The organism is Rhodococcus pyridinivorans, assembly GCF_900105195.1.
Classification (GTDB): domain Bacteria; phylum Actinomycetota; class Actinomycetes; order Mycobacteriales; family Mycobacteriaceae; genus Rhodococcus; species Rhodococcus pyridinivorans.
The window spans coordinates 4970982-4996626 of sequence record NZ_FNRX01000002.1 but is presented as its reverse complement, the minus strand read 5'-3'; the positions used below and the strand labels follow the sequence as shown (position 1 = coordinate 4996626).

Sequence of the window (25645 nt, the reverse complement as noted above, 5' to 3'; positions counted from 1 at the left end):
GGAGATGCGGCGGGATCAGAGCAGTCCCCACCAGTAGATCAGGGCTGCCAGCGCCAGCACGATCAGCGTGGTGTCCATGTCGCTCTCCCTCCATCCGACGACGACAACTCCATCTTCCTCGCAAACGAGGAATCCGGCACAGACGCCAGGGCCGTCCACCTCTCCGGTGGGCGGCCCTGCCGGCGTCTGCCGAGCATATCGGCTGTTCGAACACGCGTGTGACAGGTGTGTCGGCTGTGGTTGTTAGGTTGGAGATCCGGGGCCGGCGTCGTCACGCCGGGTCGGGTTCGCGCTCGTTCGTCGAAAGGTGTTGTCCGACATGGTGATGGGTCCTACCCATGCAGTATCCGGGGCGCTGGTGGGGCTCGTCGTCGCAGATCTGCTTCCTACCGACTGGGGTGCACCCGCGTCCACCGCGGAGGCCTTCGCCTTCGCGGCGGTGTGTTCGGGGGCGGCCCTGCTTCCGGATCTCGACACGGCACAGTCGACGGTCGCGAGGTCGTTCGGGCCCGTGAGCCAGACCTTCGCCAGGGGCATCGACGCGGTCTCGCTCGGCTACTACTCGCTCACCAAGGGCAGCCGCGACCGGAAGCGGCGCGGCGGGCACCGCACCATGACGCACACCGCGCTGTTCGCGGCACTGCTCGGAGCCGGAGTCTCGGCACTCGTCGCGAGCTTCGGCAGGGAAGCGATCATCGGGGTCCTGTTCGTCACTCTCGGTCTCGCACTGCGCGGGTTGTTCGGGTCGTGGGCGAAGAAGCGCGGGTGGGTGGTCGTCACCCTGAGCGCGGCAGTGCTGTCGATCCTGTCGTGGACGTGGTTCCCGCAGGAGGTTGCGTCGACGGGCCTGGGGGTCGCGGTGGCCCTCGGATGCGCGACGCACTGTCTCGGCGACGCCATCACCAAGGAGGGAATCCCCTTCCTCGCTCCGTTCGTGCCCTGGCGCGGGTCGCGCTGGTGGGAGATCAAGCTGCCGTCGGCGTTGTCCATCCGTGCGGGTGGCCCGTTCGAGCTCGGCATCCTCGGTCCGGCCCTCACCGTGGCGGCGGTCGCGATGGCGGTCTGGTCGGTCGACGGCGCTCCCGAACACATCCTCGGCACGTTGGAGGCGTCGGGTCTGTCGTTCTGGAGCGAGGGTGCCGCACACCGGTAGCGGTACTGGAGAATAGAGAGAACTTGTTCTATTTTCGCGGAGTCCGCGCCCGCAGAACAGAACGGAACCCGCCCTCGTGAGCGCTCGAGCCTCTGGTCCCACCCTCAGCCGTCGCGGTCTTCTCGGAGCAGCGGCCGGAGCAGCCGTCCTTGCAGTCACGGGATGGACGCTCGCGGGTGCGGTACCGCTCGGCGACCCGGCAGCCACGATCCCGGCGCCGCCGGACTTCCCGGCCGACATCCCGCTCTCGCAGCAACAGTTCGTCAACTGGGCGAAGACCATCCGGTTCGACGCGGTGTGGACCGCGACCGCGCGCACCGCCGACGACGTCGTCCGCCTCGCGAACTGGGCGCACGCCCACGGCTTCCGCATCCGTCCCCGCGGATCGATGCACAGCTGGAGTCCGCTCACCCTCGAGGCCGGGCAGGACATCGAGAACGTCGTGCTGGTCGACACCATGTCGCAGCTGAACCAGGTCGTCGTCGACGCGGACGCCGCACCTCCGCGCGTGACGGCCGGAGGGGGCGCGAGCATCGAATCCATCCTCACCACGCTCGAAGCGAACGGACTGGGCTGGGCCAACTCGCCCGCCATCGGCGACATCTCCATCGCGGGGGCACTGTCGATCGGTGCCCACGGAGCCACCTACCCGGCGGCGGGGGAGACGGTGATCCCCGGCCAGTCGTTCGGCTCCCTGTCCAATCTCGTCCTGGCTCTGACCGCCGTGGTGTGGAACCCGTCGGCCGCTGCCTACGAACTCCGCGAGTTCCGCCGCGCCGAACCGGAGATCAGACCCCTGCTCGCCCACCTCGGACGCACCTTCGTCACTTCGGTGACGCTGCAGGCCGGAGCGAACTACCGGGTGCGCTGCCAGAGCTTCACCGACATCCCGTGGCGCGAACTGTTCGCCCCGCCCGGCTCGCCGGGGCGCACTTTCGAGCGCTACGTCGAGGAGCACGGGCGGGTCGAGGCGATCTGGTTCCCCTTCACCGAGACACCCTGGCTCAAGATCTGGTCGGTCTCCCCGGAGAAGCCCGCCGCCTCCCGCGAGGTGCAGGATCCGTACAACTACTACTTCTCGGACAGTCTGCCCGAGGAACTCACCGACCTGCTGGGACAGGTCGTGCGTGGCGCCCAGGGCGTCACACCGACCTTCGGTGCGTCGCAGTTCGGTGCGGTGGCAGCGGGACTCGCAGCGACCGGCACGAAAGATCTGTGGGGCTGGTCCAAGGACCTGCTGTTCTACCTGCGCGCCGCGACCCTGCGCGTGGTCGCCGGTGGCGGTGTCGTCGTGACGAGACGCGACAACATCGCCCGCGTCATCAACGAGTTCACGACGTGGCTGCACGAGCGGATGACGCACTACGCCTCGCTCGGGCAGTACCCCGTGAACATGCCGTTCGAGGTACGTCTGTGCAAGGTCGACGACGCCGACGAGGTGCTCGTCGACGCCGCCGGTGTGCCCGACCTGTCGCCGGTGCGTCCCCGCCCCGACCGGCCCGACTGGGACACCGCGATCTGGATGAACGTCGTCTCCATCCCCGGAACGGCCGGGATGCCGGCCTTCTTCCGCGAGATGGAGCAGTGGATGGCCGCCCACTACTCGGGCGATTACGCGACCTTCCGGTCCGAGTGGTCGAAGGGTTGGGCGTTCGACGACGAGGGCGGCTACCGCGACCCCGGTTTCCTCGGTGAGACGGTGCCGGCCATGTACCGCACCGGCCTACCGTCCGGGCAGGGTTGGGACGCCGCGCTCGCGGCTTTCGAGCAGTACGACCCGCACCGGGTGTTCAGCAACCGGTTCCTCGACCGGTTGCTGCCCTGACGTTCCGCTTCAGCACCCCGTGTGCGAGAAGGCCCGCATGTAGCCGGCGGTCTGATAGGCGTACGCCCATGCCCAGTACGACAGGGCGATGTCGGCCGGGCTGGCGGCCATGATGAGTTCGCCGTCGAAGCATCGGTCGAGGATGAAGCGCGCGCGGGAGACGTGCGGCACGAACGTCACGACGATGACGCTGTTCCAGCCGCGCTGCTCCGCGAGACGACGCAGTTCCATGGCCTCACCGCGCGTGGTCGGCGGGTCCGGTTCGAAGCACGTGACGGGGAATTCGTAGCGCGGGTGGTCGCACAGGTCCGTCAGCCAGACGTCCTTCGCGCCGTTGGGATTCGACACCACGACCTCGGGTGCGAAGCCTTCGAGTGCGAGTTCGAGCGCGTAGGGATAGCGCTCGTAGATCGCACCGCCGAGGACGAAGATCGCGTCCGTCCGGCGATACGGGCTGAGGTTCTCGATCTCGATCTGCGGGGCCACGTAGACGGGAAGGCCCGCGGCGATGAACGCGCACGCGACGAGCACGAGGACGGCGAGCCACCGTCGTCGCCGGGGGCGTGGTCTGGTGAGTGTGGAACCTCCGGAATTCTCCGGTGCGTCCTGCCGGGAGGCCCTGTGTCGTCGCGTCATCCGCCGAGTCCGTTCCCGCCCGACCAGAGCCGAGGCGTCTCGCGAGTGCGGTGCCGCCTTTCAGTTTAGGGTATTCAAGTCTGTTTTAATCCCTAAAAACAGACTTGAAGAATCTTTTTTGACGGGAGGGGACGTCCTTTTCCGGAGAGGTGAACAAGGTGCCCCGGAATGCGGTCAGGGCACCTTCTCCGTGAGGAGAAAGTGCCCTGACGAGTTCTTCCACGAGTCGGGGTGGCGGGATTCGAACCCACGACCTCTTCGTCCCGAACGAAGCGCGCTACCAAGCTGCGCCACACCCCGTATTGAACCTCGGTCAGCTTACAACACGAGTCCGCAGAAGATTAAATCGGCTGGTCAGCGACGTAACCCGGCGCGCTCTGCCGAATCACCGCTGGCCTGCTGCGCGGTGTCGCGCGAGGCCGGAACGAGGGTCAGCAGGGTGGCCTCCGGACGGCAGAAGAACCGGGCGGGAGCGAACGGCGACGTGCCGATACCCGCGGAGACGTGCAATCGCATGTGGGCACCCCAGCGCGACGCGCCCTTCACCCGCGACCGGTCGATCCCGCAGTTGGTCACCAGCGCGCCGTAGAACGGCAGGCACAGCTGGCCGCCGTGGGTGTGGCCCGCCAGAACGAGGTCGTAGCCGTCCTCGGCGAAGCGATCGAGCACCCGCGGCTCGGGGGAGTGAGTCATGCCCAGTCGCAGATCGGCCGAGGGATCGGCCGCACCTGCGATCGTCTCGTACCGGTCGCGGTCGAGATGCGGGTCGTCGACACCGCCGACGGCGATGCGCACGCCGCCGATCTCGATGTCGCGGCGCACGTGCGTCATGTCCTGCCAGCCACGTTCGGTGAACGCCGCACGCAGGTCGCCCCACGGGAGCGGAGGCCCGTAGACGCGGTCGTGGTCCTTGTCGAAGTAGGCCAGCGGATTCTTCAGCACGGGAGCGAAGTAGTCGTTGCTCCCGAAGACGAACAGACCCGGGCGGGCGAGGAGTCCGCCGAGGGCCTGGACGACGGCCGGAACGGCCTTCGGGTGCGACAGGTTGTCGCCCGTGTTCACGACGAGATCGGGCTCGAGGCCGTCGAGTTCGCGCAACCAGTTCTGTTTCAGCTTCTGATTGGGAGTCATGTGCAGGTCGCTGATGTGCAGGACCCGCAGTGTCGACGCGCCGGGCGCGAGCACCGGCACCGTGACCTCGCGAAGGGTGAACGCGTTCCGTTCGATCAGCGTGGCGTAACCGAGGCCGAGAGCGGCGGCGCCGGCAGCACCGAGGGTTACGCGGCGAATTGCAGACAGGTCAGGCACTTCTCCAGCGTACCGCCGTGCGTGGTCCTCGCACGTGGTTCGCCTGCCCCGCGTAGCGTTTCCGGCATGAGCGACACCACATCCTCCCTCGAATCCAGGCTGCGGACCGACCTGACCGCAGCGATGAAGGACAAGGACAAGCTGCGGACCGAGACCCTCAGGATGCTGCTCGCGGCGATCCGGAACGAGGCGGTGTCCGGCAAGGAGGCGCGTGAGCTGTCCGACGACGAGGTGCTCCAGGTCCTCGCGAAGGAATCGAAGAAGCGCGGCGAGGCCGCCGAGGTCTACACCGAGAACGGACGCGGAGAGCTCGCGGCCAAGGAGCACGCCGAGGCACGGATCATCGACGAGTACCTGCCCACCCCGCTCACCGATGCCGAACTAGTCGACGTCGTCGACACCGCCCTCGCGCGCGTTGCGGAGGAACTCGGCACGCGGCCGGGTCCGAAGAACATGGGCCAGGTGATGAAGGCCGCCACCGAGATCGCGGCAGGCAAGGCCGACGGCAAGCGCCTGTCCGCAGCCGTGCGTTCACGCCTGTAAACCGACCGTGGAAGCCCTGCGGCTCAGTTGTCGGGGCGGCTCGGTGTCGTCGTGGGAGTGGACTCCTCCTCCGCCGGCGGACTCGACTCGCTCTGCTCGAGCTCACGTCCCGGGATGGGCGCGGGCGTCGACCGGCGGGTCGTGTCGGGCACCTCGCGGTCGCGCGGGCGGGCCGGGGTGGCGCTCGTGGTGGGAGCGACGCGGACCGATCCGTCGCTGATGAACAGCGTGACCGTCGATCCCGGGACGGCCGAGCCGCTCGGGGACGTACCCGTCACCGTTCCGGCGCGTTCCTCACCGGCGATCGTCGCCTCCGAGACCGAGAATCCGGCGTCCTGCAGTCGCTGCACCGCGCGGTCCTTCGACAGGCCCGTCACATCCGGAACCTGGGCGTTGCCCGCGCCGCGGACGTACCGGGGATCGGGGGCGGGCAGTTCGATGGAGCCGAACTTGTTCGCCACCGGCAGCATCGCTGAGAACCATGTCCGCGCCGGTTCGGTACCGCCGAAGAGGTTGCCGTCGTAGCAGGGGCGGACCGGACCCGAGCAGATCTGGCCGGGAGTGGGGGAGTCGCCGTAGGTGTAGACCACGCCGGCGAACCGGTTGGTGAAGCCGAGGAAGGCCGACGACATGTGCGACTCCGTCGTACCGGTCTTCGCCGCGACCGGCAGGTTCCAGCCCACCGACCCCGCGGCGCCCGAAGCGGTACCGCCGGCGGAGGTGTCCTTGCTCATCGCCGTCGCGAGGGTGTCGGCGAGACCGGGCTCGACCGCCTGCTCGCACGCCTGCTGCGTGATCGGCACGGGCTTGCCCTCGCGGTCGAACACTTCCTCGATCGGGCTGGGCGGGCACCACTTGCCGTGCGAGGCGAGGGTTGCCGCGACGTTCGACAGCTCCAGCGCGTTGATCCACGTCGGGCCGAGCGTGTACGAGCCGAGGTGCTGGTTCTTCTGCATCTCGGCCATCGACTGGTCGCCGAAGCCGGAGGTGCGGGGCTGCAGGTACGACCGCAGACCCAGGCGCACCGACATGTCGACCACCGCGTCGACGCCGGTCGCCTCGATGAGCTTGACGAACGCCGTGTTCGGTGACTGTGCCAGCGCGTCGGTCACCGACAGTCGCGACGGATACGGCGCGGCGTTCTCGACGCAGTAGTAGTTGGCCGGGCAGCCGCGGGCACCGCCGTCGCCCAGACCGCGGGCGTTGTAGCGGGACGGGACGTCGAGCACGGCAGAGGTGCCGAGACCCTGTTCCATGGCGGCGGCGACGGTGAAGATCTTGAAGATCGACCCGGCGCCGTGACCGGCCAGCGAGTAGGGCTGCGGCTGGACCGTCTCCTTGGCCTCGGCGTCGAGACCGAACTTGCGGCTCGACCCCATGGCGAGGACCTTGTGCGAATCCTGGCCCGGCTCGATCACGTTCATCACCGAGGCCACGTCGTCGACGGTGGGGCTGGTGAACCGGTCGAGCGACTCTTTGACGGAGTTCTGGACCTCGGGGTCGAGGGTCGTGCGGATGAGATATCCGCCCCGGTCGATCTGCTCGCGCGACAGGCCCGAGTTCTCGAGATACTGCAGCGCGTACTCGCAGAAGTAACCGCGGTCGTCGGCAGCGATGCAGCCGCGGGGGAGCGTGTTGGGCTCGGGCAGCACGCCGAGCGGCAGTTCCTTCGCGGCGCGGATCTCGTCGGCGCGCTCCGGGATGTTGTCGATCATCGTGTCGAGCACGATGTTGCGACGGGCGAGCACGCCGTCGGGATTGGTGTACGGGTTCAGCGCCGAGCTGGACTGCACCATGCCCGCGAGCATCGCGGCCTGCGGGATGTTCAGGTCCTTGGCGTCGATGCCGAAGTAGGTCTGGGCGGCGTCCTGGATGCCGAACGAACCGTTGCCGAAGGGGACGAGGTTCAGATAGCGGGTGAGGATCTCGTCCTTGGTGAGCTGATCGTCGAGGGTCAGCGCCATGCGGATCTCACGGATCTTGCGGGCCGGCGTCGTCTCGATCGCCGCGCGGCGTTCGGCGTCGGTCTTCGCGATCACGTGGAGCAGGTAGTTCTTGACGTACTGCTGGTCGATCGTGGAGGCGCCCTGCTCGACCTGACCGCTCGTGGTGTTGGTGAGGAACGCGCGGATGGTGCCCTGCCAGTCGACGCCCTGGTGCTCGGGGAACCGCTTGTCCTCGATCGAGACGATCGCCAGTTTCATCTCGTTGGAGATCTGGTCGCTGGGCACCTCGAAGCGACGCTGGTCGTAGAGCCACGCGATCGGCTCGCCCGCCTTGTCGACCATGGTCGTCACGGCTGGGACGACACCTTCGACGAGCTCTGCGGAACTGTTGTCGACGGTGTCCGCGGCTCGGTTCGAGACATACCCGAAACCACCCGCGGCCGGGAAGAGCATCCCTGCTACGAGAACGCCGCCGAGGGCAGTGCAACCAGCGAGCTTCGCCACCGTTCTTCGGATCGACACGCCTACACACTACGTGGCGAGGGACCGGCCGGCCGTTTCCAGGGAGCGGGCGTGGCACGACGGGCAAGGTGAAAACGCCTCCGACGTGGGACTTTGTACGTGCGTACCAGAAAAGGTTTCGTTCGCCTTGCGCGTGGGCATCAGTTTACCTAGATTGAGACATCAGTGTGACGCAGATAACACCTTGACGGGCAGGTTTTGCGCCGTTGCGGCACACGGACGGCGCAGACCTCGAACACCGCGAACCGGCGTTCGGAAAGTAAAGGGGCAACTGAATGCACATGACCACCCCGACGACCCGACTCGACGTCGACCAGGCCGAAGCGCGTATCGCTTGGGTCTCCAAGGCTCGCTGCCGCGAAGTCGATCCAGATGAACTGTTCGTGCGTGGCGCAGCGCAGCGCAAGGCTGCGGTGATCTGCCGGCACTGCCCGGTGATGCTCGAGTGCGGGGCGGACGCCCTCGACAACCGTGTCGAGTTCGGCGTGTGGGGAGGCATGACGGAGCGGCAGCGTCGTGCTCTCCTCAAGCAGCATCCCGAGGTCGAGTCCTGGGCCGATTTCTTCCAGGCACAGCGACAGCACCAGAGCGCGGTCTAGTCACCACCTCACCGGTACACGAACCGCCGAGATCATGACCCGCGAGACATCACGCCTCGCGGGTCAATTGCTCGCCCACCGCCCGCAGCGCCTCGAGATCCGAGACCTCGAAGGGCAGCGAGGGTACCCCGACCACGGGGACGGCAGGGTTCGCCGCGGTGAAGTTGCGTAGCAACCGCAGCTCCCGCTTGGCGATCACGGCCCGGTGCGCGTGGATGCGGAGAACGGCCTCAGCGGCCTTCGCGTCCACGCCCTCCTCCTCGGCGAGCTGGTCCGCCGCGGCGAGGGCGTGATCGGACGGCAACGCCGACAGTGTCGGATGGGTGCGGTTGAGCACCAGGCCCGACAGCGGCATGCGATCGCCCGACAGTCGTTCGACGAAGAACGACGCCTCGCGCAGGGCATCGGGTTCGGGTGCCGCGACCACCATGAAGTGGGTTCCCGGCTGCTGCAGCAACCGGTAGGTGCGGTTGGCGCGCTCGCGAAAGCCCCCGAACATCGAGTCCAGCGACTGCACGAAGGCCGACGCATCCGACAGCATCTGGCTCCCGACGATCGTCGAGACCGCCTTGAGCGCGAGCCCCATCGCGCCGGTCACCAGGCGGCCGAAGCCACGCCCGGGTGCCGTGAAGATCCGGATCATCCGCCCGTCGAGGAAGGCCCCGAGCCGCTGGGGAGCGTCGAGGAAGTCGAGCGCGTTCCGGGACGGCGGGGTGTCGACAATGATGAGATCCCACTCGTCGCTCTGTGCGAGCTGACCGAGCTTCTCCATCGCCATGTACTCCTGCGTGCCGGAGAAAGACGACGCCACGGTCTGATAGAAGGGGTTGTCGAGGATCTGCTGGGCCTTCTCCGGCGTCGAGTGCTCGAGCACCATGTCGTCGAAGGTGCGACGCATGTTGAGCATCATCGCGTGCAGCTCGCCCTTCGCCTCCGGCCCGAGCTCCACCTTCTGCGGTGAATTGTCGAGCGAGGCGACCCCGAGGGCCTGTGCCAGTCGCCGCGCCGGGTCGATCGTGAGCACCACGACGCTACGGCCCCGCTCGGCCGCGCGCAACGCGAGCGCCGCGGCGGTGGTCGTCTTGCCGACACCTCCCGACCCGCAGCACACGATCACCCGGGACGAGCGGTCGTCCAGGATGCGGGCGACGTCGAGGACCTTCCGGATCGGTGCGTTCATCGGACACCCTGCTCGGCGAGGACGTCGGCGAGTTCGTAGAGGCCACCGAGATCGACACCGTCGGCGAGGGCCGGTAGGGACATGCGTGCCACCTTCACTTCGTCGAGTTGAGCGGCGCTCACCTGTTGCGCCTGGAGTACCGCGGCGTGCTCGATGGTCTCGGTCAGCAGGCCGGCGAAATCGTCGTCGGAGAGCTTGATGGACACCTTCTCCAGCGTCGTCCGGATCGCGGGCCCGGCGATGCGGCCGGCGGCGACGTCGTCGACGAGTTCCTCGGGCAGGTGCTCGGGAGCGGTGCGGTTGACGATGACCGTCCCCATCCGGAGATCGGCGGCCTCGAGTTCCTCCACCGCGTCGGCCGTCTCCTGCACGGGCAGAGCCTCGAGCAGGGTCACCAGATGGACGACGGTCTGGTCGGAGTGCAGCAGCCGGACCACACCCTCGCTCTGCGACCGGATCGGACCGGACTTCGCGAGATCTGCCATGGCCTTGGTGACGTCGAGGAAGCTGCCGATGCGGCCGGTGGGCGGGGAGTCGACGACGACCGCGTCGTAGACGGGTGCGCCCGACGCGTCGGTCCGTACCACGGTCTCCTTGATCTTGCCGGTGAGGATGACGTCGCGCAGACCCGGCGCGAGCGTGGTCACGAACTCGATCGCTCCCATCCGTCGCATCGCGCGACCTGCGAATCCGAGGTTGTAGAACATGTCGAGGTACTCGAGGAAGGCCGCCTCGATGTCGATCGCGAGAGCCGACACCTCACCGCCACCCGGCGCGGTCGCGATTTTCGTCTCGACCGGCGGGAGCGGCGGCACGTCGAACAGCTGCGCGATGCCCTGACGTCCCTCGGTCTCGACGAGCAGAACCTTGCGACCTCCGGCGGCGAGCGCCAGTGCGAGCGCCGCGGCCACGGTGGACTTCCCGGTGCCACCCTTGCCGGACACGAAGTGCAGTCGCGCCTGGGCGGCGCCTGCCGGCCATTCGCCGGAATGTGATGTCGGAGATGCCACGATCACGAGCCTATAAGTCGTGGACGGTGAACGGTGCCGGATAAGGTCAGGATATGAGTGAAACCACCACATGGGAATACGCAACCGTGCCGCTGCTCACGCACGCGACCAAGCAGATCCTCGACCAGTGGGGTGCCGACGGCTGGGAGCTCGTCACCGTCCTGCCCGGCCCCACCGGTGAGCAGCACGTCGCCTACCTCAAGCGTCCGAAGGGCTGATCGGTGTCGCACAACACCTGGAGCGAACGCCTGACCGAACTCGGCATCACCCTGCCGCCGGTCGCCGCCCCGGTGGCGGCCTACGTACCCGCCGTCCGCAATGGCGACGTCGTCTACACCTCCGGTCAGCTGCCGCTGGCCGACGGGAAGCTGACGCACACCGGCAAGGTGGGTGCCGAGGTATCAGCGGAGGAGGCGAAGACCGCGGCCCGCACCGCCGCGCTCAACGCGCTCGCCGCAGTCGACGGTCTCGTCGGACTCGACAACATCGCGAGCGTCGTGAAGGTCGTCGGTTTCGTGGCGTCCGCCGAGGGCTTCACCGGACAGCCCGGCGTCATCAACGGCGCGTCGGAACTGCTCGGGGAGATCTTCGGTGAGGTCGGCGCGCACGCCCGCTCGGCCGTCGGCGTCGCCGAACTGCCCCTCGGCGCTCCCGTCGAGGTCGAGCTGATGGTGGAAGTACGCTGACGCCACCCTCCCCGATCGGAGGCGGCTCCCGACGGATCCGACACGAGAGGCACATGTGATGGCGCTGGTCCACCCCGCCTACGCGCAGCTGCGCCAGGTCACCGAGAACGCCGCGGTGATCCTGGCCGAGAACCCCTCGATCATGTCCCTCGAGGGAACGAACACCTGGATCCTCCGGGCCCCCGGCAGCGACGAGTGCGTCGTGGTCGATCCGGGTCCCCTCGACGAAGGCCATCTCGAGCGGATCGCGCAGGTGCCGGTGGCGGCGACCCTCATCAGTCACCGCCACTTCGACCACACCGAGGGTGCCGAGCGTTTCTCGCAACTCGCGGAATGCCCGGTGCACGCAGTGCTGCCGGAACACCGCCACGGCGGTGGGCAGCAACTGTCCGGCGGTGACGTCGTCGAGGCGGCGGGTCTGCGCATCCGGGTCGTCGCGACCCCGGGGCACACCGCCGATTCGCTGTCGTTCGTGATCGAGCAGGACCGCAGTGTTCTCACTGCCGACACCATCCTCGGCCGCGGCACGACCGTGCTCGACGACTCCGACGGCGACCTCGGCGACTACCTGCGGTCGTTGAGGTCGCTCATCGGTCTCGGCGGTGGCTACACGGTGCTGCCCGGGCACGGCCCCGAGCTGCCCGACCTCGAGACGATCGCGCGGGAGTACCTCGCGCACCGGGAGGGTCGGCTCGAGCAGGTGCGCGGTGCGCTGCGCACCCTCGGCGCCGAAGCCACCGCACGGCAGGTCGTCGAGCACGTCTACGCCGACGTCGACCCCTCGTTGTGGGGTGCGGCGGAGAAGTCCGTCAACGTGCAGTTGGAGTACCTGCGCAGCCACGGTTGAGTCGAAGCAGCCGGACGGCTGGGTCGAAGCAGCTACGGCTGGGATACGCACATACGAAAGGCCGGGACGCGGCGAGCGTCCCGGCCTTTCGTATGTCCGTGGGTCAGCGAGCGCGACGCGCCAGACGCTCCGAGTCGGAGATCAGCACGCTCTTGCCCTCGAGACGCAGCCAGCCGCGGTGCGCGAAGTCGGCGAGGGCCTTGTTCACGGTCTCGCGGGACGCGCCGACGAGCTGCGCGATCTCTTCCTGCGTCAGGTCGTGCGTGACACGCAGGGCGCCGGCCTCCTGGGTGCCGAAACGCTGGGCGAGCTGGAGCAGTGCCTTGGCGACACGACCGGGGACGTCGGTGAAGATCAGGTCGGCGAGGCTGTTGTTGGTGCGACGCAGACGACGGGCCAGCACGCGGAGGAGCTGCTCGGCGATCTCGGGGCGCTGGTCGATCCACGCCTTGAGCGCATCGCGGTCCATGCTCACGGCTCGCACCTCGGTGACGGTGGTGGCGGTGGAGGTGCGCGGACCCGGGTCGAAGATCGACAGCTCGCCGAACATGTCGGACGGGCCCATGATCGTCAGGAGGTTCTCGCGACCGTCGGGCGAACGACGTCCGAGCTTCACCTTGCCGGAAACGATGATGTACAGCCGGTCGCCGGGCTCACCCTCGTTGAAGATGACATGGCCGCGCGGGAAATCTACAGGCTGAAGCTCTTTGATCAGCGCCGCAACCGCCGAGGGCTCGACTCCTTGGAAGATGCCTGCTCTGGCCAGGACCTCGTCCACGTGCGCTCCTTTTGGGAATGATTCGTCATCTACTGCCGGGTCTGCACGTCGACGGACTTCCTGGGCAGGTCACCTGTCAGGCGTACGAGCGCCCAGTCTATCGTGCGCGCTGCACGAGTGAGTGACCGATACCACGGAAACGATCGACGAACCCGATCATCGGTACCTCGAGGCTACCGGCAAGTAGTCGTTCAGCTGGCGCGGCGCGCGCGCAGATGACCGTCCGAATCGTCCGCTCCGTCGGTGCTCGGTCCGCGGCGGCGGCGACGCTGGAAGCGGGCCAAAGCCCCGGGGAAACCTTCACGAGCGAGTGCCGCGACATCGGCCTGGTCCGCTTTGTCGAGGAACTCTTCCACTTCCTGCTCACGGACGGACAACCGGCTCAAGCGCGCTTCGACACGTTCCATGGACAGTGCGAACAACATGAGCAGCACCGGGAAGAGGACCACAGCAAGAGCTTGCATACCCGGAAGTAAACACCCGCAAGGTCTCGGAAGAGACACGGGGCCGGATCCTGGGGAGAGTGTTTACGTAGAGTGGATCAGGTGCATGCCTCCCAGTCCGAGAGCCCCGAGACGGCCCCGCGCCGAGTGAACGGAAAGGCTCGCGGACCGGAGTCGCGACTGGCCCTCGTCCGTCGCGCGCGACGGATGAACCGGCGCCTCGCCGAGGCTTTTCCGCACGTCTACTGCGAACTGGACTTCACGAATCCGCTCGAGCTCGCCGTCGCCACGATCCTGTCGGCGCAGTGCACGGATGTGCGGGTCAACCAGGTGACCCCCGCTCTGTTCGCCCGGTATCCCGACGCCCGCGCGTACGCGGAGGCGGACCGCGCCGAGCTCGAGGAGTACATCCGCTCGACCGGCTTCTACCGCAACAAGGCCAACTCGCTCATCGGTCTCGGCCAGGCCCTGCTCGAGCGGCACGACGGCGAGGTTCCGGCCCGGCTGAAGGATCTCGTCGCGCTGCCCGGCATCGGCCGCAAGACCGCCAACGTCATCCTCGGTAACGCCTTCGATGTGCCGGGTATCACGGTCGACACCCACTTCCAGCGGCTCGTGCGTCGCTGGGAATGGACCGACGAGACCGACCCGGTCAAGATCGAGCACGCGGTGGGTGTGCTCATCGAGCGCAAGGAATGGACGCTGCTGTCCCATCGCGTGATCTTCCACGGTCGGCGCGTGTGCCACGCACGCAAGCCGGCATGCGGGGTGTGTGTCCTCGCGAAGGACTGCCCCTCCTACGGGACCGGGCCCACCGATCCGCAGACCGCGGCCACGCTGGTGAAGGGACCGGAGACCGAGCACCTGCTCGAGCTGGCCGGGCGGTGACGGAGTGCGTCCTTCCACAGCAGGCCGCTGGAGCCTGGCAGCTCTCGTCGTCGTCATCGCATTGATCGTCGCCATCTGGCCGCGCGACCGCAGCGACCCTCCGCCGGCCACCGGCCCGGGACCGGCCGCACCCTCGACCGCACCCATGGACCGCCGGCCCCAGGACGGCGCGCAGGCCCTCGCTCCGCTGCGGGAGACCGCCGCACTCGATCCGTGCCCGCAGCCGGGCGGGTCCACGCCCGCTCCCGCCGGTCCGCTCGCCGGTCTGGTCTTCGAGTGCGTGAGCGACGGATCCTCCGTCGACCTCGCGGCCGCCCTCGCCGGAAAGCCCGCCGTGGTGAACCTGTGGGCCTGGTGGTGCGCTCCCTGCGCCGAGGAACTGCCGGTCCTCCAGGACTACGCCGCCCGGGTGGGCGAGGAGGTCACCGTCGTCACCGTCCACACCGACCCGAACGAGTCGAACGCCCTCGGCCGGCTCGCCGACTACGACGTGCACCTGCCGGGTGTGCAGGACGGCTCGGGTCGCGTACAGGCCGCGGTCGGCGCGCCCGCCGTCCTTCCCGTGACGGTGCTGCTCCGCGCCGACGGGTCGGTCGCCGCCGTGCTCCCCATCCCGTTCCGGTCGGCCGACGAGGTCGCCTCGGTCGTCGAGGAGCATCTGGGGGTGGCCGCATGATCCCCGAATGGCTCCGGCGTGTCGCCTCGGTGTCGCCGACCGACCCGCACGGTCTCAACCCGATCCTGAACCGTCGCGCCCCGCGCGACGCGCGGGTGCGGCAGGCCTCGGTGCTGGTGTTGTTCGGCGGGTCGCCGGAGGCCGATCCGATGGCCCGCGGCGGACTTCCCGCCGACGCCGACGTCCTGCTCACCCAGCGCGCCGCGACGCTGCGGCAGCACAGCGGGCAGGTGGCCTTTCCCGGAGGCGCCGCCGATCCCGAGGACTACGGCGCCATCCACACCGCACTTCGTGAAGCGGAGGAGGAGACCGGCCTGGATCCGTCCGGGATCCGGCCGCTCGCCGTGCTCCCCGAACTGTTCATCCCGCCTTCCGGCTTCGACGTGACTCCCGTGGTCGCCTACTGGGAGACCCCGAGCCCGGTCGGAGTGGTCGATCCGAAGGAGGCGACCCGCGTGGTCCGGGTGTCGCTGCACGAGTTGCTCGACCCCGACAACCGTTTCCAGGTCCGGCACCGTCTGGGCTATCAGGGCCCGGCTTTCCAGGTGGACGGGATGCTGGTCTGGGGTTTCACCGCGGGTGTGCTCGCGGGTCTGTTCGCGGTATCGGGGTGGGAGATCGAGTGGGATCACCACGACGTCCGTGACCTCGACGTCGTACTCGCCGAACTGGAGACGGGGGTGGTCGAATCATGACCGGATCGGGCTGGATCGATCTGATCATCGTGGTGATCGTCCTGATCGCCGCGTCCTCCGGGCTCCGGCAGGGCGCCGTCGCCTCGGCGCTGGCCTTCCTGGGTGTGCTGCTCGGTGCGGTCGCGGGCATCCTCATCGCCCCGCACGTGCTCGTGCACATCGACGATGCGCGCATGCGCATCCTCGCCGGCATCGGTCTGATCGTGGTGCTGGTGGTGATCGGCGAGGTGGCCGGCATGGTGCTCGGACGTGCCGCGCGCAGCGGCATCCACAGTCCGGGTGCGCGGGCGGTCGACAGCGTCGTCGGTGCCGGTCTGCAATCGGTCGCGGTGCTCGTCGCCGCGTGGCTGCTCGCCATCCCGCTGACCGCCACGACCCAGCCCGCCGTCTCCGCAGCCGTGCGGGGATCCCAGGTGCTCGGGACCGTCGACGACGTCGCCCCCGACTGGATGCGTGCGATCCCCAACGAGTTCTCGGCGTTGCTCGACACCTCGGGTCTGCCCGAGGTGATCGGGCCGTTCGGGCGTACCCCGATCGCCGAGGTGGAGGCACCCGACGGCGGTCTCCTCGAAGGATCGGTCCCGGCCCGGCTGCAGACGAGCGTGCTGCGCATCAACGGTGTCGCACCCAGCTGCCAGAAGGCACTGGAAGGATCCGGTTTCGTCGTGGCCCCCGAACGGGTGATGACGAACGCGCACGTCGTGGCCGGAACCGCAGCGGTGACCGTCGATACGGACGGCGGCCCGCTCGAAGCGACCGTCGTGCTGTTCGATCCGGAGGTGGACGTCGCGATCCTCGCGGTGCCGGGACTGACCGCGCAGCCGCTGGATTTCGCCCCGGAGCCGGCGGAGTCGGGTGACGACGCGATCGTGCTCGGCTACCCGGGCGGCGGTCCGTACACGGCGAGCGCGGCGCGGATCCGCGAGACGCTCGACCTGCAGGGCCCGGACATCTACCGCGGCGGCACCGTCGAACGCGAGGTGTACACGGTGCGCGGCACGATCCGGCAGGGCAACTCGGGGGGTCCGCTGGTCGATCCGTCCGGCGATGTCCTCGGCATGGTCTTCGGCGCGGCGGTCGACAACACCGACACCGGTTTCGTTCTCACCGGTGCAGAGGTGAGCCGGCAGCTGGAGATGGCCGGGGTGAATCAGCCGGTTGCGACCGGCGCCTGCATCGTCTGACGTCTGCCCGTCCGGCGGACGGGCAGATCAGTCGAGTCCGCGGACGAAGTCGGCGAGCAGTGCCGTCACCGCTTCGGGCTTCTCCTGATGGGCGTAGTGGCCGGCCCCGTCGACGAATTTCAGGATCCGTCCGGGGGCGTGCCGCACGCAGCGTCGGAGGGTCGCGGCGAGCACGTAGGGATCCAGCGCGCCGTGCAGCTGCAGGATCGGCAGGGTGAGCTCGACGTCCATGGCCTTCATGAAGCGGCGACCGTCGGGACGCCACTGGCTGCGGAACGCCCAGCGCTGGTATTCGAGGGTCAGGTGCGCCGTGCCCGGGATGCGGATCGCGGTGCGCAGCCGGTCGACGACATCGGCGAACTCGTCGGTGCGTCGCCAGTCCGGGCCGCACCGCACACGCATCAGCCGTTCGATCTCCAGGCCATTGTCGCGAACCAGCTTCCGTTCGGGACGCCACGGCAGCTGGTAGGCGAGGAAGGTCGGCACCAGAGCCTTGCGTTGCGCGCGGTCGCGCAGGGTCGCGTCGCGCAGCGAGATGGGGTGCGGGGAGTCGACGACCGCGATGGCCCGCACGACATGCGGATGGATCACCGCGGTCGCCCAGCACACGAGGCCCCCGTCGGCATGGCCCACGAGGACCGCCTCGGTGTGCCCGAGCGCGCGGATCAGTCCCGCGATGTCGTTCGAGAGCGTCCAGCCGTCGTATCCGCGGGGCGGCTTGTCCGTGTCGCCGTAACCACGCAGGTCCACCGCGACCGCCCGGTAGCCGAGATCGGCGAAGGCGGTGAGCTGGTGACGCCACGACCACCACAGGTCGGCGAAGCCGTGCACGAACACCACGAGAGGTGTGTCCGGGTCGTGCGGACCGGCTTCGACGGCATGGAAGCGGATGCCGTTGGCGTGGATGTCTCGATGCGTCCACGGTCCGGGATACCGGACCGTGGACGGGTCGGGGACGGGCACTGGCTCTTCCGGTTCGTCAGCGGGTGACGCGGCGCGGCGCGGCGTGGCGCGGGCCGTCCGCATCGTGTCCGTCCTGGCTGCTCGGGAGGATCGACGCGGTCTGCTTGAGCGAGTCGATGGTCTTGTTCGGTGCGCGCAGCTTCCGGACCCGCATATAGCCGATCAGGGCCAGCAGGCCCGTCACCACCAGCATGATCAGGAAGACGATGAGGAAGGCGAGCCAGCGCGCCACCCAGACATCGAGGAGTTCGGCGAGAAAGAAGAAGAAGAAGAACGAACTGAAGGTCAGCACGGCGAGCGCGAGGATGAAGAACAGGCTGCCCTGCACGCCCTTCTTGACCTCGCCGGTCACCTCGGCCTTGGCGAGCTGGACTTCGGCGCGGAACAGTGTGGACAGCTGTGTCGCTGCGTCGCGTACCAGTTCGCCCACACTGGCATCGCGGGGTGTCGGAGCGTCCACCTTCGTCAACGGGATGCCCGAAATGCTCGACGGGACTCCGTTCTCCGGACGATTCGCGTTCGTCACGCTCACTACTCGACCCCTTCGGTTGGTTCGTTCCGTTGGCGGTGGGCGCGCCCACGCCGTAACAGTAGCGCCGACCCGAGGACAGAGGCGATCAATGATGTCACCAGCACGGCGGCCTTGGCGATCTCGGCGGGCTCGCCACCGTGGATGTCGCCGAGCGAAAGTTCGGCGATGAGCAGGCTCACCGTGAACCCGATGCCGCCGATCACGGCGAGCGCGAGCACGTCTCCCCACATCAGCCCGGTCGGGCGGGTGGCGAGACCGAGCCGGATCGAGATCCAGGTGGCGCCGAAGATCCCGACGGTCTTGCCGAGGAGCAGTCCGAGGACGACGGACTGGCCGACAGGATCGGTGAACACCTGGCCGAGCATCTCCGCACCGATGGGTACACCGGATGCGAACAGGGCGAACAGCGGGACGCACAGACCGGCGGACCACGGTTGGATGTGGTGGACCAGCCGCTCGGCGGGTGCGTAGTCCTCCCCGGGATCGGTGCGGACACGGGTGAGCAGGCCGAGGAGGACCCCGGCGACGGTCGCGTGGATGCCTGCGTTGTGCATGGCGTACCAGGTGAACAGTGCGAGCGGCACATACAACCACGGCGTGGTGATGCGCTTCTGCTGCGCGAACCAGTATGCCGCCGCTGCGGCCACTGTGGCGAGCAGCCACGCGACGGCGAGTCCCGAGGTGAACAGGATCGCGATGAGCGCGATGCCGATGAGGTCGTCGACGACCGCCAGGCTCAACAGGAACACCCGGGCGCTGGTGGGGATGCGCGAACCGGTGAGGGCGAGCACGCCGAGAGCGAAGGCGATGTCGGTCGCGACGGGGATCGCCCAACCCCGGTCCATTCCCGGCGCACCCCAGCCCACGACGGCTGCGATGACGGCAGGAAGGATCACGCCGCCGCATGCGGCGATCACGGGCAGGATCGCCTTCCTGCGATCGGCGAGTTCGCCTGTGACGAGTTCGCGCTTGAGTTCGAGGCCCGCGACGAAGAAGAAGACGGCGAGCAGGCCGTCCTTGGCCCAGTCGCCGACCGAGAGGTGCAGGTGCAGGAACTCCGGGCCGATCTCGAAGTCCCGCAGAGCGAGATAGGAGTCGCCGAAGGGGGAGTTGACCCAGATCAGCGCTATCGCTGCGGCGATGAGCAGCAGTGAACCGCCGACCGTCTCGGTGCGGAGGAAGCGACCCAGAGGTGCGGTCCAGGTGGGTGAGGAGGTGTCGGACACGGGCGTCTTTCGCTGGGCGGATACGGGCACGGGCGAACCGTCGCCGACCAGACTTCCCGGTACACCGGGGAAGAGTCTAACGCCGGACGGAGGGCGTCCGTAGGGGTGTCCGATTTGCGGTGGGCGGAAACTCGGGTGTTCACTTTCCTAGTAAGTGGGATCTGGTCTCAGAATGTGAGTGGAGTAGTGGGGATGGTTCAGTGAGCACATCGGTCGGAGTCGAGGACGGGGGTTCCTCGCTCGTCGCAGGCGTTCCGCGCCGGCGCATCGTCGTCGCCAGCATGGTCGGCACGTCCATCGAGTTCTACGACTTCTACATCTATGCGACAGCCGCCGTCTCGGTCTTCCCGCACCTGTTCTTCCCGCAGGGCAACAGCACGACCGCGCTGCTCGCCTCCCTCGCGACCTTCGGTATCGCTTTCGTCGCCCGCCCGGTCGGATCCGTCGTCTTCGGGCACTTCGGCGACCGCATCGGCCGCAAGGTCACGCTCGTCGGCTCGCTCCTGACGATGGGCATCGCGACCTTCCTCATCGGCCTGCTGCCGACCTATCACCAGGCCGGGCTCATCGCACCGGCGTTGCTGGCGCTCATGCGCTTCTGCCAGGGCCTGGGTCTCGGTGGGGAGTGGTCGGGTGCGGCGCTGCTCGCCACCGAGACGGCCGAACCCGGCAAGCGCGCCTGGGCGGCGATGTGGCCGCAGCTCGGCGCACCCATCGGCTTCATCGGCGCCAACGGCCTGTTCCTGATCATCACGCTGGCGCTCGGCCACGACAACGGCGACCCCGACCTGTCGAGCGCCTTCCTCGAATGGGGCTGGCGCATTCCGTTCCTGCTCAGCGCGATCATGGTGATCATCGGGCTGTACGTGCGGCTCAAGCTCGAAGAGACGCCGGTCTTCGCCAAGGCCGTCGCCGAGGGCAAGAAGGTCAAGACGCCTCTCGCCGAGGTGTTCAAGAACAGCTGGCGTGAGCTGATCATCGGCACCTTCGTCATGCTCGCGACGTACACGCTCTTCTACATCATGACCACCTGGGTTTTGAGCTTCGGAACGGGCAAGACCCCCGAGGAAGGTGGCCACGGTGCCGGTTTCCAGTACGCGGACTTCCTCGTGCTGCAGCTGGTCGCGGTGCTGTTCTTCGCCGCGGCGGTTCCCGTCGCCGGGTGGCTCGCCGACCGCTACGGTCGCCGCTCGACCCTGCTGGTCGTCACGGGCGCGATCATGGTGTTCGGCCTGTGCTTCCAGTTCCTGCTGTCGAGCGACGGCATGAGCTCCGGACGCATGCTGTTCTTCCTCATCGTCGGCATGCTGCTCATGGGTCTGACCTTCGGGCCGCAGAGTGCGATCCTGCCCGAGCTGTTCCCGACCAACGTCCGCTACACGGGTTCCGGAATCTCGTACAACGTGTCGAGCATCCTCGGTGCCGCGGTGGCCCCCTTCATCGCGACGTGGCTGGCCACGAGCTACGGCGTCGGCTGGGTGGGCATCTACCTGCTGATCGCCGCGGCGACGACCTTCGTCGCGCTGCTCGTCGTCAAGGAGACCCGCGACCGGTCGCTCGACGAGGTGTAGTCGTACCGACCGCGAAAGGCCCCCTCCGGATCCGATCCGGAAGGGGCCTTTCGCGGTCGGCTACTTGCCGCGGATCGCGTCGAAGACGGCCGGATCGACGAGCGTCGAGGTGTCGCCGAGCTCGCGGCCCTCGGCGACGTCGCGCAGCAGGCGGCGCATGATCTTGCCCGACCGGGTCTTCGGCAGTTCCGGCACAACGGTGATCTGACGGGGCTTGGCGATCGGGGAGATCTCCACCGCCACGTGATCGCGCAGTTCCTTGATGAGCGTGTCGCCGGTGTTCTCGACGTGCTCGCGCAGGATCACGAACGCGACGATGCCCTGGCCGGTGGTCTCGTCCGCCGCGCCGACGACCGCGGCCTCGGCGATGGACGGGTGCGACACGAGCGCGGATTCGACCTCCGAGGTGGAGATGCGGTGACCGGAGACGTTCATGACATCGTCGACGCGGCCGAGCACCCACAGCGCTCCGTCGTCGTCGTAACGCGCACCGTCGCCGGCGAAGTACCAGCCCTGCTCGGCGTAGCGCGACCAGTAGGTCTCGCGGTAACGCTGCTCGTCGCCCCAGATGCCGCGCAGCATCGCCGGCCACGGCTGATCGAGCACCAGGTAGCCGTTACCGCCCGCGCCGAGCGGGGTGGCCTCGTCGTCGACGATCTTCGCGGAGATACCGGGCAGCGGCGCCATCGCCGAGCCTGGCTTGGTGGCGGTGATGCCGGGCAGCGGCGAGATCATGATCGCGCCGGTCTCGGTCTGCCACCAGGTGTCGACGATCGGGGCCGAATCCGCGCCGATGACCTCGCGGTACCAGCGCCACGCCTCCGGGTTGATCGGCTCGCCGACGCTGCCGAGCAGACGGATCGACGACAGGTCGTGGGCGTCGGGGATCTCGCGACCCCACTTCATGAACGTGCGGATCAGCGTCGGGGCGGTGTAGTAGATCGACACCCCGTACTTCTCGATGATCTCGAAGTGCCGGTGCTCGTTCGGCGAGTTGGGGGTGCCCTCGTAGACGACCTGGGTGACACCGTTGCTCAGCGGGCCGTAGACGATGTAGCTGTGGCCGGTGACCCAGCCGATGTCGGCGGTGCACCAGTAGACGTCGCGGCCCGGCTTGTGGTCGAAGACGTAGTGGTGGGTGTACGACGCCTGCGTCAGGTAGCCACCCGAGCTGTGGATGATGCCCTTGGGCTTACCCGTGGTGCCCGAGGTGTACAGGATGAACAGCGGGTGCTCGGAGTCGAACGGCTGCGCTTCGTGCTCGGGGGAGGCCTTCTCGACGGTCTCGTGCCACCACAGGTCTCGCCCTTCGGTCCACTCCACGTCGATGCCGGTGCGCGCGACGACCAGCACGTGCTCGATCGACTTTGCGTCGGCGACGGCCTCGTCGGCGGCGTTCTTGAGCGGCGCGGCCTGGCCGCGCCGCCACTGCCCGTCCACGGTGACGAGCAGCTTGGCCTGCGCATCGTCGATGCGCGACCGCAGCGCCGACGACGAGAAGCCGCCGAACACCACCGAGTGGGTCAGGCCGAGGCGCGCGCACGCGAGCATGGTGACGATGGCCTCGGGGATCATCGGCATGTAGATCGCGACGCGATCGCCGGCGACCAGGCCGAGCTCGGTGAAGGTGTTCGCGGCGCGGGAGACCTCGGCGAGGAGGTCGTTGTAGGTCAGCGACCGGCTGTCGCCGGGCTCGCCCTCGAAGTGGATGGCGACCCGATCGCCGTTACCGGCCTCGACGTGCCGGTCGACGCAGTTGTAGGCGACGTTGAGCTTGCCGCCGACGAACCACTTCGCGAACGGAGCGTTCGACCAGTCGAGCACTTCCGTCCAGGGCTCCGCCCAGTCGAGTCGTTTCGCCTGTTCGTCCCAGAATCCGAGCCGATCGGCGTCGGCCGCGGCCTGCAGTTCCGGACCGGCGTTGGCCGTGGCGGTGAACTCCGGGCTCGGCGGGTACGCCTTCGATTCGTGCTCCTGGGCTGCGCTCGTCATGGTGCAGGGCCTCTTTCCGGGATGGTTCCATTCGGGCTCTTGTGAGCGTAATCATCTGTGACCGGCGCCGCACCGTTGCATCGATATGCAACCCCGTCACTTTCGCTCATCGGTCGAATTCGAGCGACGAACGGCATTCGGGCACGACCGGTGAACCTCTCGTCCGTCCACCGCGTGTGCGCCGGTACCGTCGTCGGCGTGACCGACCCTCTTCAGCCTCTCGTCGACCTTCCGGGCGTACGCGACGCCGCCGACCGTGCCCGCGACGCGCTCGCGGAGGTGCATCGTCATCGAACCAATCGGCGTGGTTGGGCGAACACCGCCGCGGAGGCATCGGTGCGGGCCGCCCGCGCCTCGGCGTCGATCGACGGCGGGTCGATGGAACTTCCGCAGCCGGGGGAGAGTGGCGATCCGATCCTGGCCGGAGCGCTGCGGGTCGCGCAGTCGCTCGACGGCGACGCGCTCGACAACATGGTCGCGACGTGGCGACGTGCCCCGCTTCAGGCACTGGCCCGCCTGCACCTTCTCGCTGCCGCGGATCTCGTGGAGGACGCCGAGGAGCTGGGTCGTCCGCGGACGGAGCCGGGGGTCGCCGAGCGTCTCGACGGGCTCGCGCAACTCGTCACCGGGGGGACGAACGCCCCGGCGCCCGTTCTCGCTGCGGTCGTGCACGGTGAACTGTCCGTCCTGAAGCCCTTCGGGGTCGCCGACGGCATCGTGGCGCGGGCCGCGTCCCGGCTCGTGTGCGTCGCGTCCGGACTCGATACGCGCAATCTGGGCGTACCGGAGGTCCATTGGATGCGCCGGTTGCAGGCCTACCGCGACGGGGTCGCCGGATTCGGGGCGGGAACCGTGGAGGGCGTCGGCGGCTGGGTGCTCTTCTGCTGTGGGTCGCTCGAGGCCGGGGCTCGTGAGGCCGGCTCGATCGCCGAGGCGTTCGCCGGCTGAGTGCCGGGCGGGGCTTCGCCGGCCGAATCGCGGCCTGTACGCGAAACCCCCTGCACGCGAAAGCGGGTGGCATATCGATCGAGATCGATTCCGCCACCCGCTAGCACGGGCGGTTCGAGTTACCATGCGTGCTGAAATGGGTTGTGATTCAACGGCCTCGGCGATGATCCGGGTATCGTCGATTCGTCCTCGCAACGGGTGCGGGGTACTCGTCTTCGAAAATCCGGAACTCGCAGGCCCACAACACTCGTGCCCTTATAGTGGCATCGGCTTCGCGTGGGTACTCGGTGTCCGTGCTGGGAAGAACAGTCGGGAGATCGAATCTTCTCTTCCGATTCGGTCTTGGCCTTCCGTCCTTCCGTAACTCCTTTCTACCCCGTCCGCGAGATGTCGGCAAGCCCCCGACGGCAATGTTTGTTCTCGATTTCGCGGCGAGTGACCCTGAGTGTCAACGCATCCGGCGCTTGGCCAGTCGGCGGGTGGCACCCAGTATCAGTGCGGTCGCTCCGAGGGTCGCGGCGAGCGTCGCCAGGGCGCGCGGCGACGGACGGGCACGACGTCCGAGCGGTACGGGCCGGGCGAAAGTGAGAACAGGCCAACCGTTTTCGTTTGCTTCCCGGCGCAGCGGGCGGTCGGGGTTGACCGCGCGCGGATTGCCGACCTCCAGCAACATCGGCAGGTCGGTGGCCGAATCGGAGTACGCGTAGCTGCGGGAGAGATCGTAACCGTACTGCTCGGCGAGCTCGCGGATCGCGACCGCCTTCGCCTCCCCGAAGCAGTAGAACTCGAGCTCGCCGGCGTAGCGGCCGTCGACGATCCGCATCCGGCTCCCCGTGCTGTGGGAGGCACCGAGTGTCCGGGCGATCGGAGTCACCACTTCCTGGCCGGATGCGGACACGATGATCACGTCGTGACCGCGGGCCCGGTGATCGGCGATCAGATCCTTCGCCTCCGCGTAGACGAGCGGTGTCACGACGTCCTGCAGGGTCTTCTCGACGATCGATCCGACCTGCTCGACATCCCATCCTTTGCACATGTGCGCGATGTGTTCTCGCATCCGGTCTACCCGGGCCTGATCGGCCGCCGACAACAGGTAGAGGAGCTGGGCGTAGGTGCTCTGCAGCACGGCCCGGCGGCTGAGGAGACCCTCCTCGAAGAACGGCCGGGTGAACGCCAGCACGCTCGACTTGGCGATGACGGTCTTGTCGAGATCGAAGAACGCTGCGATGCGAGCCGAGTCCGGTGAGCCCCCCGTCGACGGGGCCGGTCGGGACGGATTCACGGACGTATCGGTCACGACCACCACAATAGGGGCGCGCCGCGCCGGTGTTTGAAGTTGCAAGCAGTCGCGCCTAGCGGTGTACTATCGCGAATGCCCGGGTCGATACTCGGGTTGTGTTCAGCCCGACCCCCCGGGGCTGAACGCAGACGGCCCTCGCCTCCTCCCCCCTGGCGAGGGCTGTCGCTTTGTCCGAGGCCTTTTCCGCACGTCTC

26 protein-coding genes and 1 tRNA gene are annotated in these 25645 nt (G+C 68.1%); 13 read left to right on the top strand and 14 right to left on the bottom strand.

What is annotated here, in order from left to right; all coding sequences use genetic code 11:
- Positions 1 to 15: 15 nt before the first annotated feature.
- Entirely contained in the window at positions 16 to 159 is a 144-nt protein-coding gene (locus BLV31_RS25160; protein ID WP_019290230.1) for a hypothetical protein, read from the bottom strand.
- A gap of 160 nt (positions 160 to 319) precedes the next feature.
- Here BLV31_RS25160 and BLV31_RS23760 point away from each other — a divergent pair, with 160 nt between their 5' ends.
- The gene (locus BLV31_RS23760; protein ID WP_064061178.1) at positions 320 to 1153 is read left to right on the top strand and encodes a metal-dependent hydrolase; all 834 of its coding nucleotides are present in this window, start codon (positions 320 to 322) and stop codon (positions 1151 to 1153) included.
- 76 nt (positions 1154 to 1229) lie between these two features.
- Positions 1230 to 2978, top strand: coding sequence for a cholesterol oxidase substrate-binding domain-containing protein (locus BLV31_RS23755; protein ID WP_064061137.1), 1749 nt, complete (start codon positions 1230 to 1232; stop codon positions 2976 to 2978).
- Positions 2979 to 2987: 9 nt separating this feature from the next.
- On the opposite strand, the gene BLV31_RS23750 is transcribed toward BLV31_RS23755, so the two are convergent.
- The 3 genes from BLV31_RS23750 to BLV31_RS25750 form a co-directional block, all read right to left on the bottom strand.
- The gene (locus tag BLV31_RS23750; RefSeq protein WP_064061136.1) at positions 2988 to 3509 is read right to left on the bottom strand and encodes a YdcF family protein; all 522 of its coding nucleotides are present in this window, start codon (positions 3507 to 3509) and stop codon (positions 2988 to 2990) included.
- Positions 3510 to 3840: 331 nt separating this feature from the next.
- A tRNA-Pro gene (locus BLV31_RS23745) sits at positions 3841 to 3914 on the bottom strand.
- A gap of 54 nt (positions 3915 to 3968) precedes the next feature.
- Positions 3969 to 4922 carry a metallophosphoesterase gene (locus BLV31_RS25750; RefSeq protein ID WP_006552435.1) on the bottom strand — a complete coding sequence of 318 codons (954 nt, stop codon included), beginning with the start codon at positions 4920 to 4922 and terminating at the stop codon, positions 3969 to 3971.
- 66 nt (positions 4923 to 4988) lie between these two features.
- Between BLV31_RS25750 and BLV31_RS23735 the strand changes: the two genes are divergently transcribed.
- On the top strand, positions 4989 to 5465 hold the full coding sequence (locus BLV31_RS23735; protein WP_006552434.1) for a GatB/YqeY domain-containing protein: 477 nt from the start codon (positions 4989 to 4991) through the stop codon (positions 5463 to 5465).
- Between the two features lie 23 nt (positions 5466 to 5488).
- Here the strand turns inward: BLV31_RS23735 and BLV31_RS23730 are convergent, their stop codons facing one another.
- On the bottom strand, positions 5489 to 7915 hold the full coding sequence (locus tag BLV31_RS23730; RefSeq protein WP_041803539.1) for a penicillin-binding protein: 2427 nt from the start codon (positions 7913 to 7915) through the stop codon (positions 5489 to 5491).
- Positions 7916 to 8208: 293 nt separating this feature from the next.
- Here BLV31_RS23730 and BLV31_RS23725 point away from each other — a divergent pair, with 293 nt between their 5' ends.
- Positions 8209 to 8532 carry a WhiB family transcriptional regulator gene (locus BLV31_RS23725; RefSeq protein ID WP_006552432.1) on the top strand — a complete coding sequence of 108 codons (324 nt, stop codon included), beginning with the start codon at positions 8209 to 8211 and terminating at the stop codon, positions 8530 to 8532.
- A gap of 49 nt (positions 8533 to 8581) precedes the next feature.
- Here the strand turns inward: BLV31_RS23725 and bagB are convergent, their stop codons facing one another.
- Positions 8582 to 9712: an ATPase BagB gene (gene bagB, locus BLV31_RS23720; RefSeq protein WP_006552431.1), complete on the bottom strand. Its 1131-nt coding sequence runs from the start codon at positions 9710 to 9712 to the stop codon at positions 8582 to 8584.
- Positions 9709 to 10725, bottom strand: coding sequence for an ATPase BagA (bagA, locus tag BLV31_RS23715; RefSeq protein WP_371683113.1), 1017 nt, complete (start codon positions 10723 to 10725; stop codon positions 9709 to 9711). The genes bagB and bagA overlap by 4 nt, the downstream gene beginning before the upstream one ends.
- Before the next feature lie 50 nt (positions 10726 to 10775).
- Here bagA and sp36 point away from each other — a divergent pair, with 50 nt between their 5' ends.
- The 3 genes from sp36 to BLV31_RS23700 are packed head-to-tail and all read left to right on the top strand — an operon-like array spanning position 10776 to position 12255.
- Positions 10776 to 10940 carry a Sp36 family protein gene (sp36, locus tag BLV31_RS24835; RefSeq protein ID WP_006552429.1) on the top strand — a complete coding sequence of 55 codons (165 nt, stop codon included), beginning with the start codon at positions 10776 to 10778 and terminating at the stop codon, positions 10938 to 10940.
- Positions 10941 to 10943: 3 nt separating this feature from the next.
- A complete protein-coding gene (locus BLV31_RS23705) occupies positions 10944 to 11408 on the top strand; it encodes a RidA family protein (RefSeq protein WP_006552428.1) in 465 nt (154 codons plus the stop codon).
- 58 nt (positions 11409 to 11466) lie between these two features.
- Positions 11467 to 12255, top strand: a complete 789-nt coding sequence (locus BLV31_RS23700) for an MBL fold metallo-hydrolase (RefSeq protein ID WP_019290225.1) — start codon at positions 11467 to 11469, stop codon at positions 12253 to 12255.
- 103 nt (positions 12256 to 12358) lie between these two features.
- On the opposite strand, the gene BLV31_RS23695 is transcribed toward BLV31_RS23700, so the two are convergent.
- Together BLV31_RS23695 and BLV31_RS25155 are read right to left on the bottom strand one after the other, a co-directional pair.
- Positions 12359 to 13033: a Crp/Fnr family transcriptional regulator gene (locus BLV31_RS23695; protein WP_006552426.1), complete on the bottom strand. Its 675-nt coding sequence runs from the start codon at positions 13031 to 13033 to the stop codon at positions 12359 to 12361.
- A gap of 191 nt (positions 13034 to 13224) precedes the next feature.
- Positions 13225 to 13497: a hypothetical protein gene (locus BLV31_RS25155; protein WP_033097906.1), complete on the bottom strand. Its 273-nt coding sequence runs from the start codon at positions 13495 to 13497 to the stop codon at positions 13225 to 13227.
- 72 nt (positions 13498 to 13569) lie between these two features.
- Between BLV31_RS25155 and nth the strand changes: the two genes are divergently transcribed.
- From nth to BLV31_RS23670, 4 genes are read left to right on the top strand one after another with little or no spacing between them, the layout of a single operon-like run.
- Positions 13570 to 14364, top strand: coding sequence for an endonuclease III (gene nth, locus BLV31_RS23685; RefSeq protein WP_006552424.1), 795 nt, complete (start codon positions 13570 to 13572; stop codon positions 14362 to 14364).
- A gap of 4 nt (positions 14365 to 14368) precedes the next feature.
- Positions 14369 to 15040 (top strand): TlpA family protein disulfide reductase, encoded by a 672-nt coding sequence (locus BLV31_RS23680; protein ID WP_064061135.1) that lies wholly within the window; start codon positions 14369 to 14371, stop codon positions 15038 to 15040.
- A complete protein-coding gene (locus tag BLV31_RS23675) occupies positions 15037 to 15735 on the top strand; it encodes an NUDIX hydrolase (RefSeq protein WP_006552422.1) in 699 nt (232 codons plus the stop codon). Before BLV31_RS23680 ends, BLV31_RS23675 begins: the two co-directional genes overlap by 4 nt.
- A complete protein-coding gene (locus BLV31_RS23670; protein WP_064061134.1) occupies positions 15732 to 16919 on the top strand; it encodes a MarP family serine protease in 1188 nt (395 codons plus the stop codon). Before BLV31_RS23675 ends, BLV31_RS23670 begins: the two co-directional genes overlap by 4 nt.
- A 27-nt stretch (positions 16920 to 16946) precedes the next feature.
- Here the strand turns inward: BLV31_RS23670 and BLV31_RS23665 are convergent, their stop codons facing one another.
- From BLV31_RS23665 to nhaA, 3 genes are read right to left on the bottom strand one after another with little or no spacing between them, the layout of a single operon-like run.
- Complete coding sequence (locus tag BLV31_RS23665) at positions 16947 to 17882, bottom strand: alpha/beta fold hydrolase (protein ID WP_024102813.1); 936 nt, start codon at positions 17880 to 17882, stop codon at positions 16947 to 16949.
- Positions 17883 to 17898: 16 nt separating this feature from the next.
- The gene (locus BLV31_RS23660; protein ID WP_006552419.1) at positions 17899 to 18414 is read right to left on the bottom strand and encodes a phage holin family protein; all 516 of its coding nucleotides are present in this window, start codon (positions 18412 to 18414) and stop codon (positions 17899 to 17901) included.
- Entirely contained in the window at positions 18414 to 19640 is a 1227-nt protein-coding gene (nhaA, locus tag BLV31_RS23655; protein WP_041803540.1) for a Na+/H+ antiporter NhaA, read from the bottom strand. Before nhaA ends, BLV31_RS23660 begins: the two co-directional genes overlap by 1 nt.
- A 200-nt stretch (positions 19641 to 19840) precedes the next feature.
- Here nhaA and BLV31_RS23650 point away from each other — a divergent pair, with 200 nt between their 5' ends.
- Positions 19841 to 21211, top strand: a complete 1371-nt coding sequence (locus BLV31_RS23650) for an MFS transporter (protein ID WP_006552417.1) — start codon at positions 19841 to 19843, stop codon at positions 21209 to 21211.
- A gap of 60 nt (positions 21212 to 21271) precedes the next feature.
- On the opposite strand, the gene acs is transcribed toward BLV31_RS23650, so the two are convergent.
- A complete protein-coding gene (gene acs / locus BLV31_RS23645) occupies positions 21272 to 23203 on the bottom strand; it encodes an acetate--CoA ligase (protein ID WP_064061133.1) in 1932 nt (643 codons plus the stop codon).
- 198 nt (positions 23204 to 23401) lie between these two features.
- On the opposite strand from acs, the gene BLV31_RS23640 reads away from it, so the two are divergent.
- Positions 23402 to 24151 (top strand): Fic family protein, encoded by a 750-nt coding sequence (locus BLV31_RS23640; RefSeq protein ID WP_033097956.1) that lies wholly within the window; start codon positions 23402 to 23404, stop codon positions 24149 to 24151.
- 448 nt (positions 24152 to 24599) lie between these two features.
- Here the strand turns inward: BLV31_RS23640 and BLV31_RS23635 are convergent, their stop codons facing one another.
- Positions 24600 to 25454, bottom strand: coding sequence for an HAD family hydrolase (locus BLV31_RS23635; protein WP_371850709.1), 855 nt, complete (start codon positions 25452 to 25454; stop codon positions 24600 to 24602).
- Positions 25455 to 25645: the final 191 nt, after the last annotated feature.

Excerpts from the sequence above, each read along its gene's own strand:
- bagB (WP_006552431.1), bottom strand. The coding sequence starts at position 9,712 with ATGAACGCACCGATCCGGAAGGTCCTCGACGTCGCCCGCATCCTGGAC.
- BLV31_RS23725 (WP_006552432.1), top strand. The coding sequence starts at position 8,209 with ATGCACATGACCACCCCGACGACCCGACTCGACGTCGACCAGGCCGAA.
- BLV31_RS23670 (WP_064061134.1), top strand. The coding sequence starts at position 15,732 with ATGACCGGATCGGGCTGGATCGATCTGATCATCGTGGTGATCGTCCTG.
- BLV31_RS25155 (WP_033097906.1), bottom strand. The coding sequence starts at position 13,497 with ATGCAAGCTCTTGCTGTGGTCCTCTTCCCGGTGCTGCTCATGTTGTTC.
- acs (WP_064061133.1), bottom strand. The coding sequence starts at position 23,203 with ATGACGAGCGCAGCCCAGGAGCACGAATCGAAGGCGTACCCGCCGAGC.
- sp36 (WP_006552429.1), top strand. The coding sequence starts at position 10,776 with ATGAGTGAAACCACCACATGGGAATACGCAACCGTGCCGCTGCTCACG.
- BLV31_RS23700 (WP_019290225.1), top strand. The coding sequence starts at position 11,467 with ATGGCGCTGGTCCACCCCGCCTACGCGCAGCTGCGCCAGGTCACCGAG.
- BLV31_RS23675 (WP_006552422.1), top strand. The coding sequence starts at position 15,037 with ATGATCCCCGAATGGCTCCGGCGTGTCGCCTCGGTGTCGCCGACCGAC.
- BLV31_RS23735 (WP_006552434.1), top strand. The coding sequence starts at position 4,989 with ATGAGCGACACCACATCCTCCCTCGAATCCAGGCTGCGGACCGACCTG.
- BLV31_RS23760 (WP_064061178.1), top strand. The coding sequence starts at position 320 with ATGGTGATGGGTCCTACCCATGCAGTATCCGGGGCGCTGGTGGGGCTC.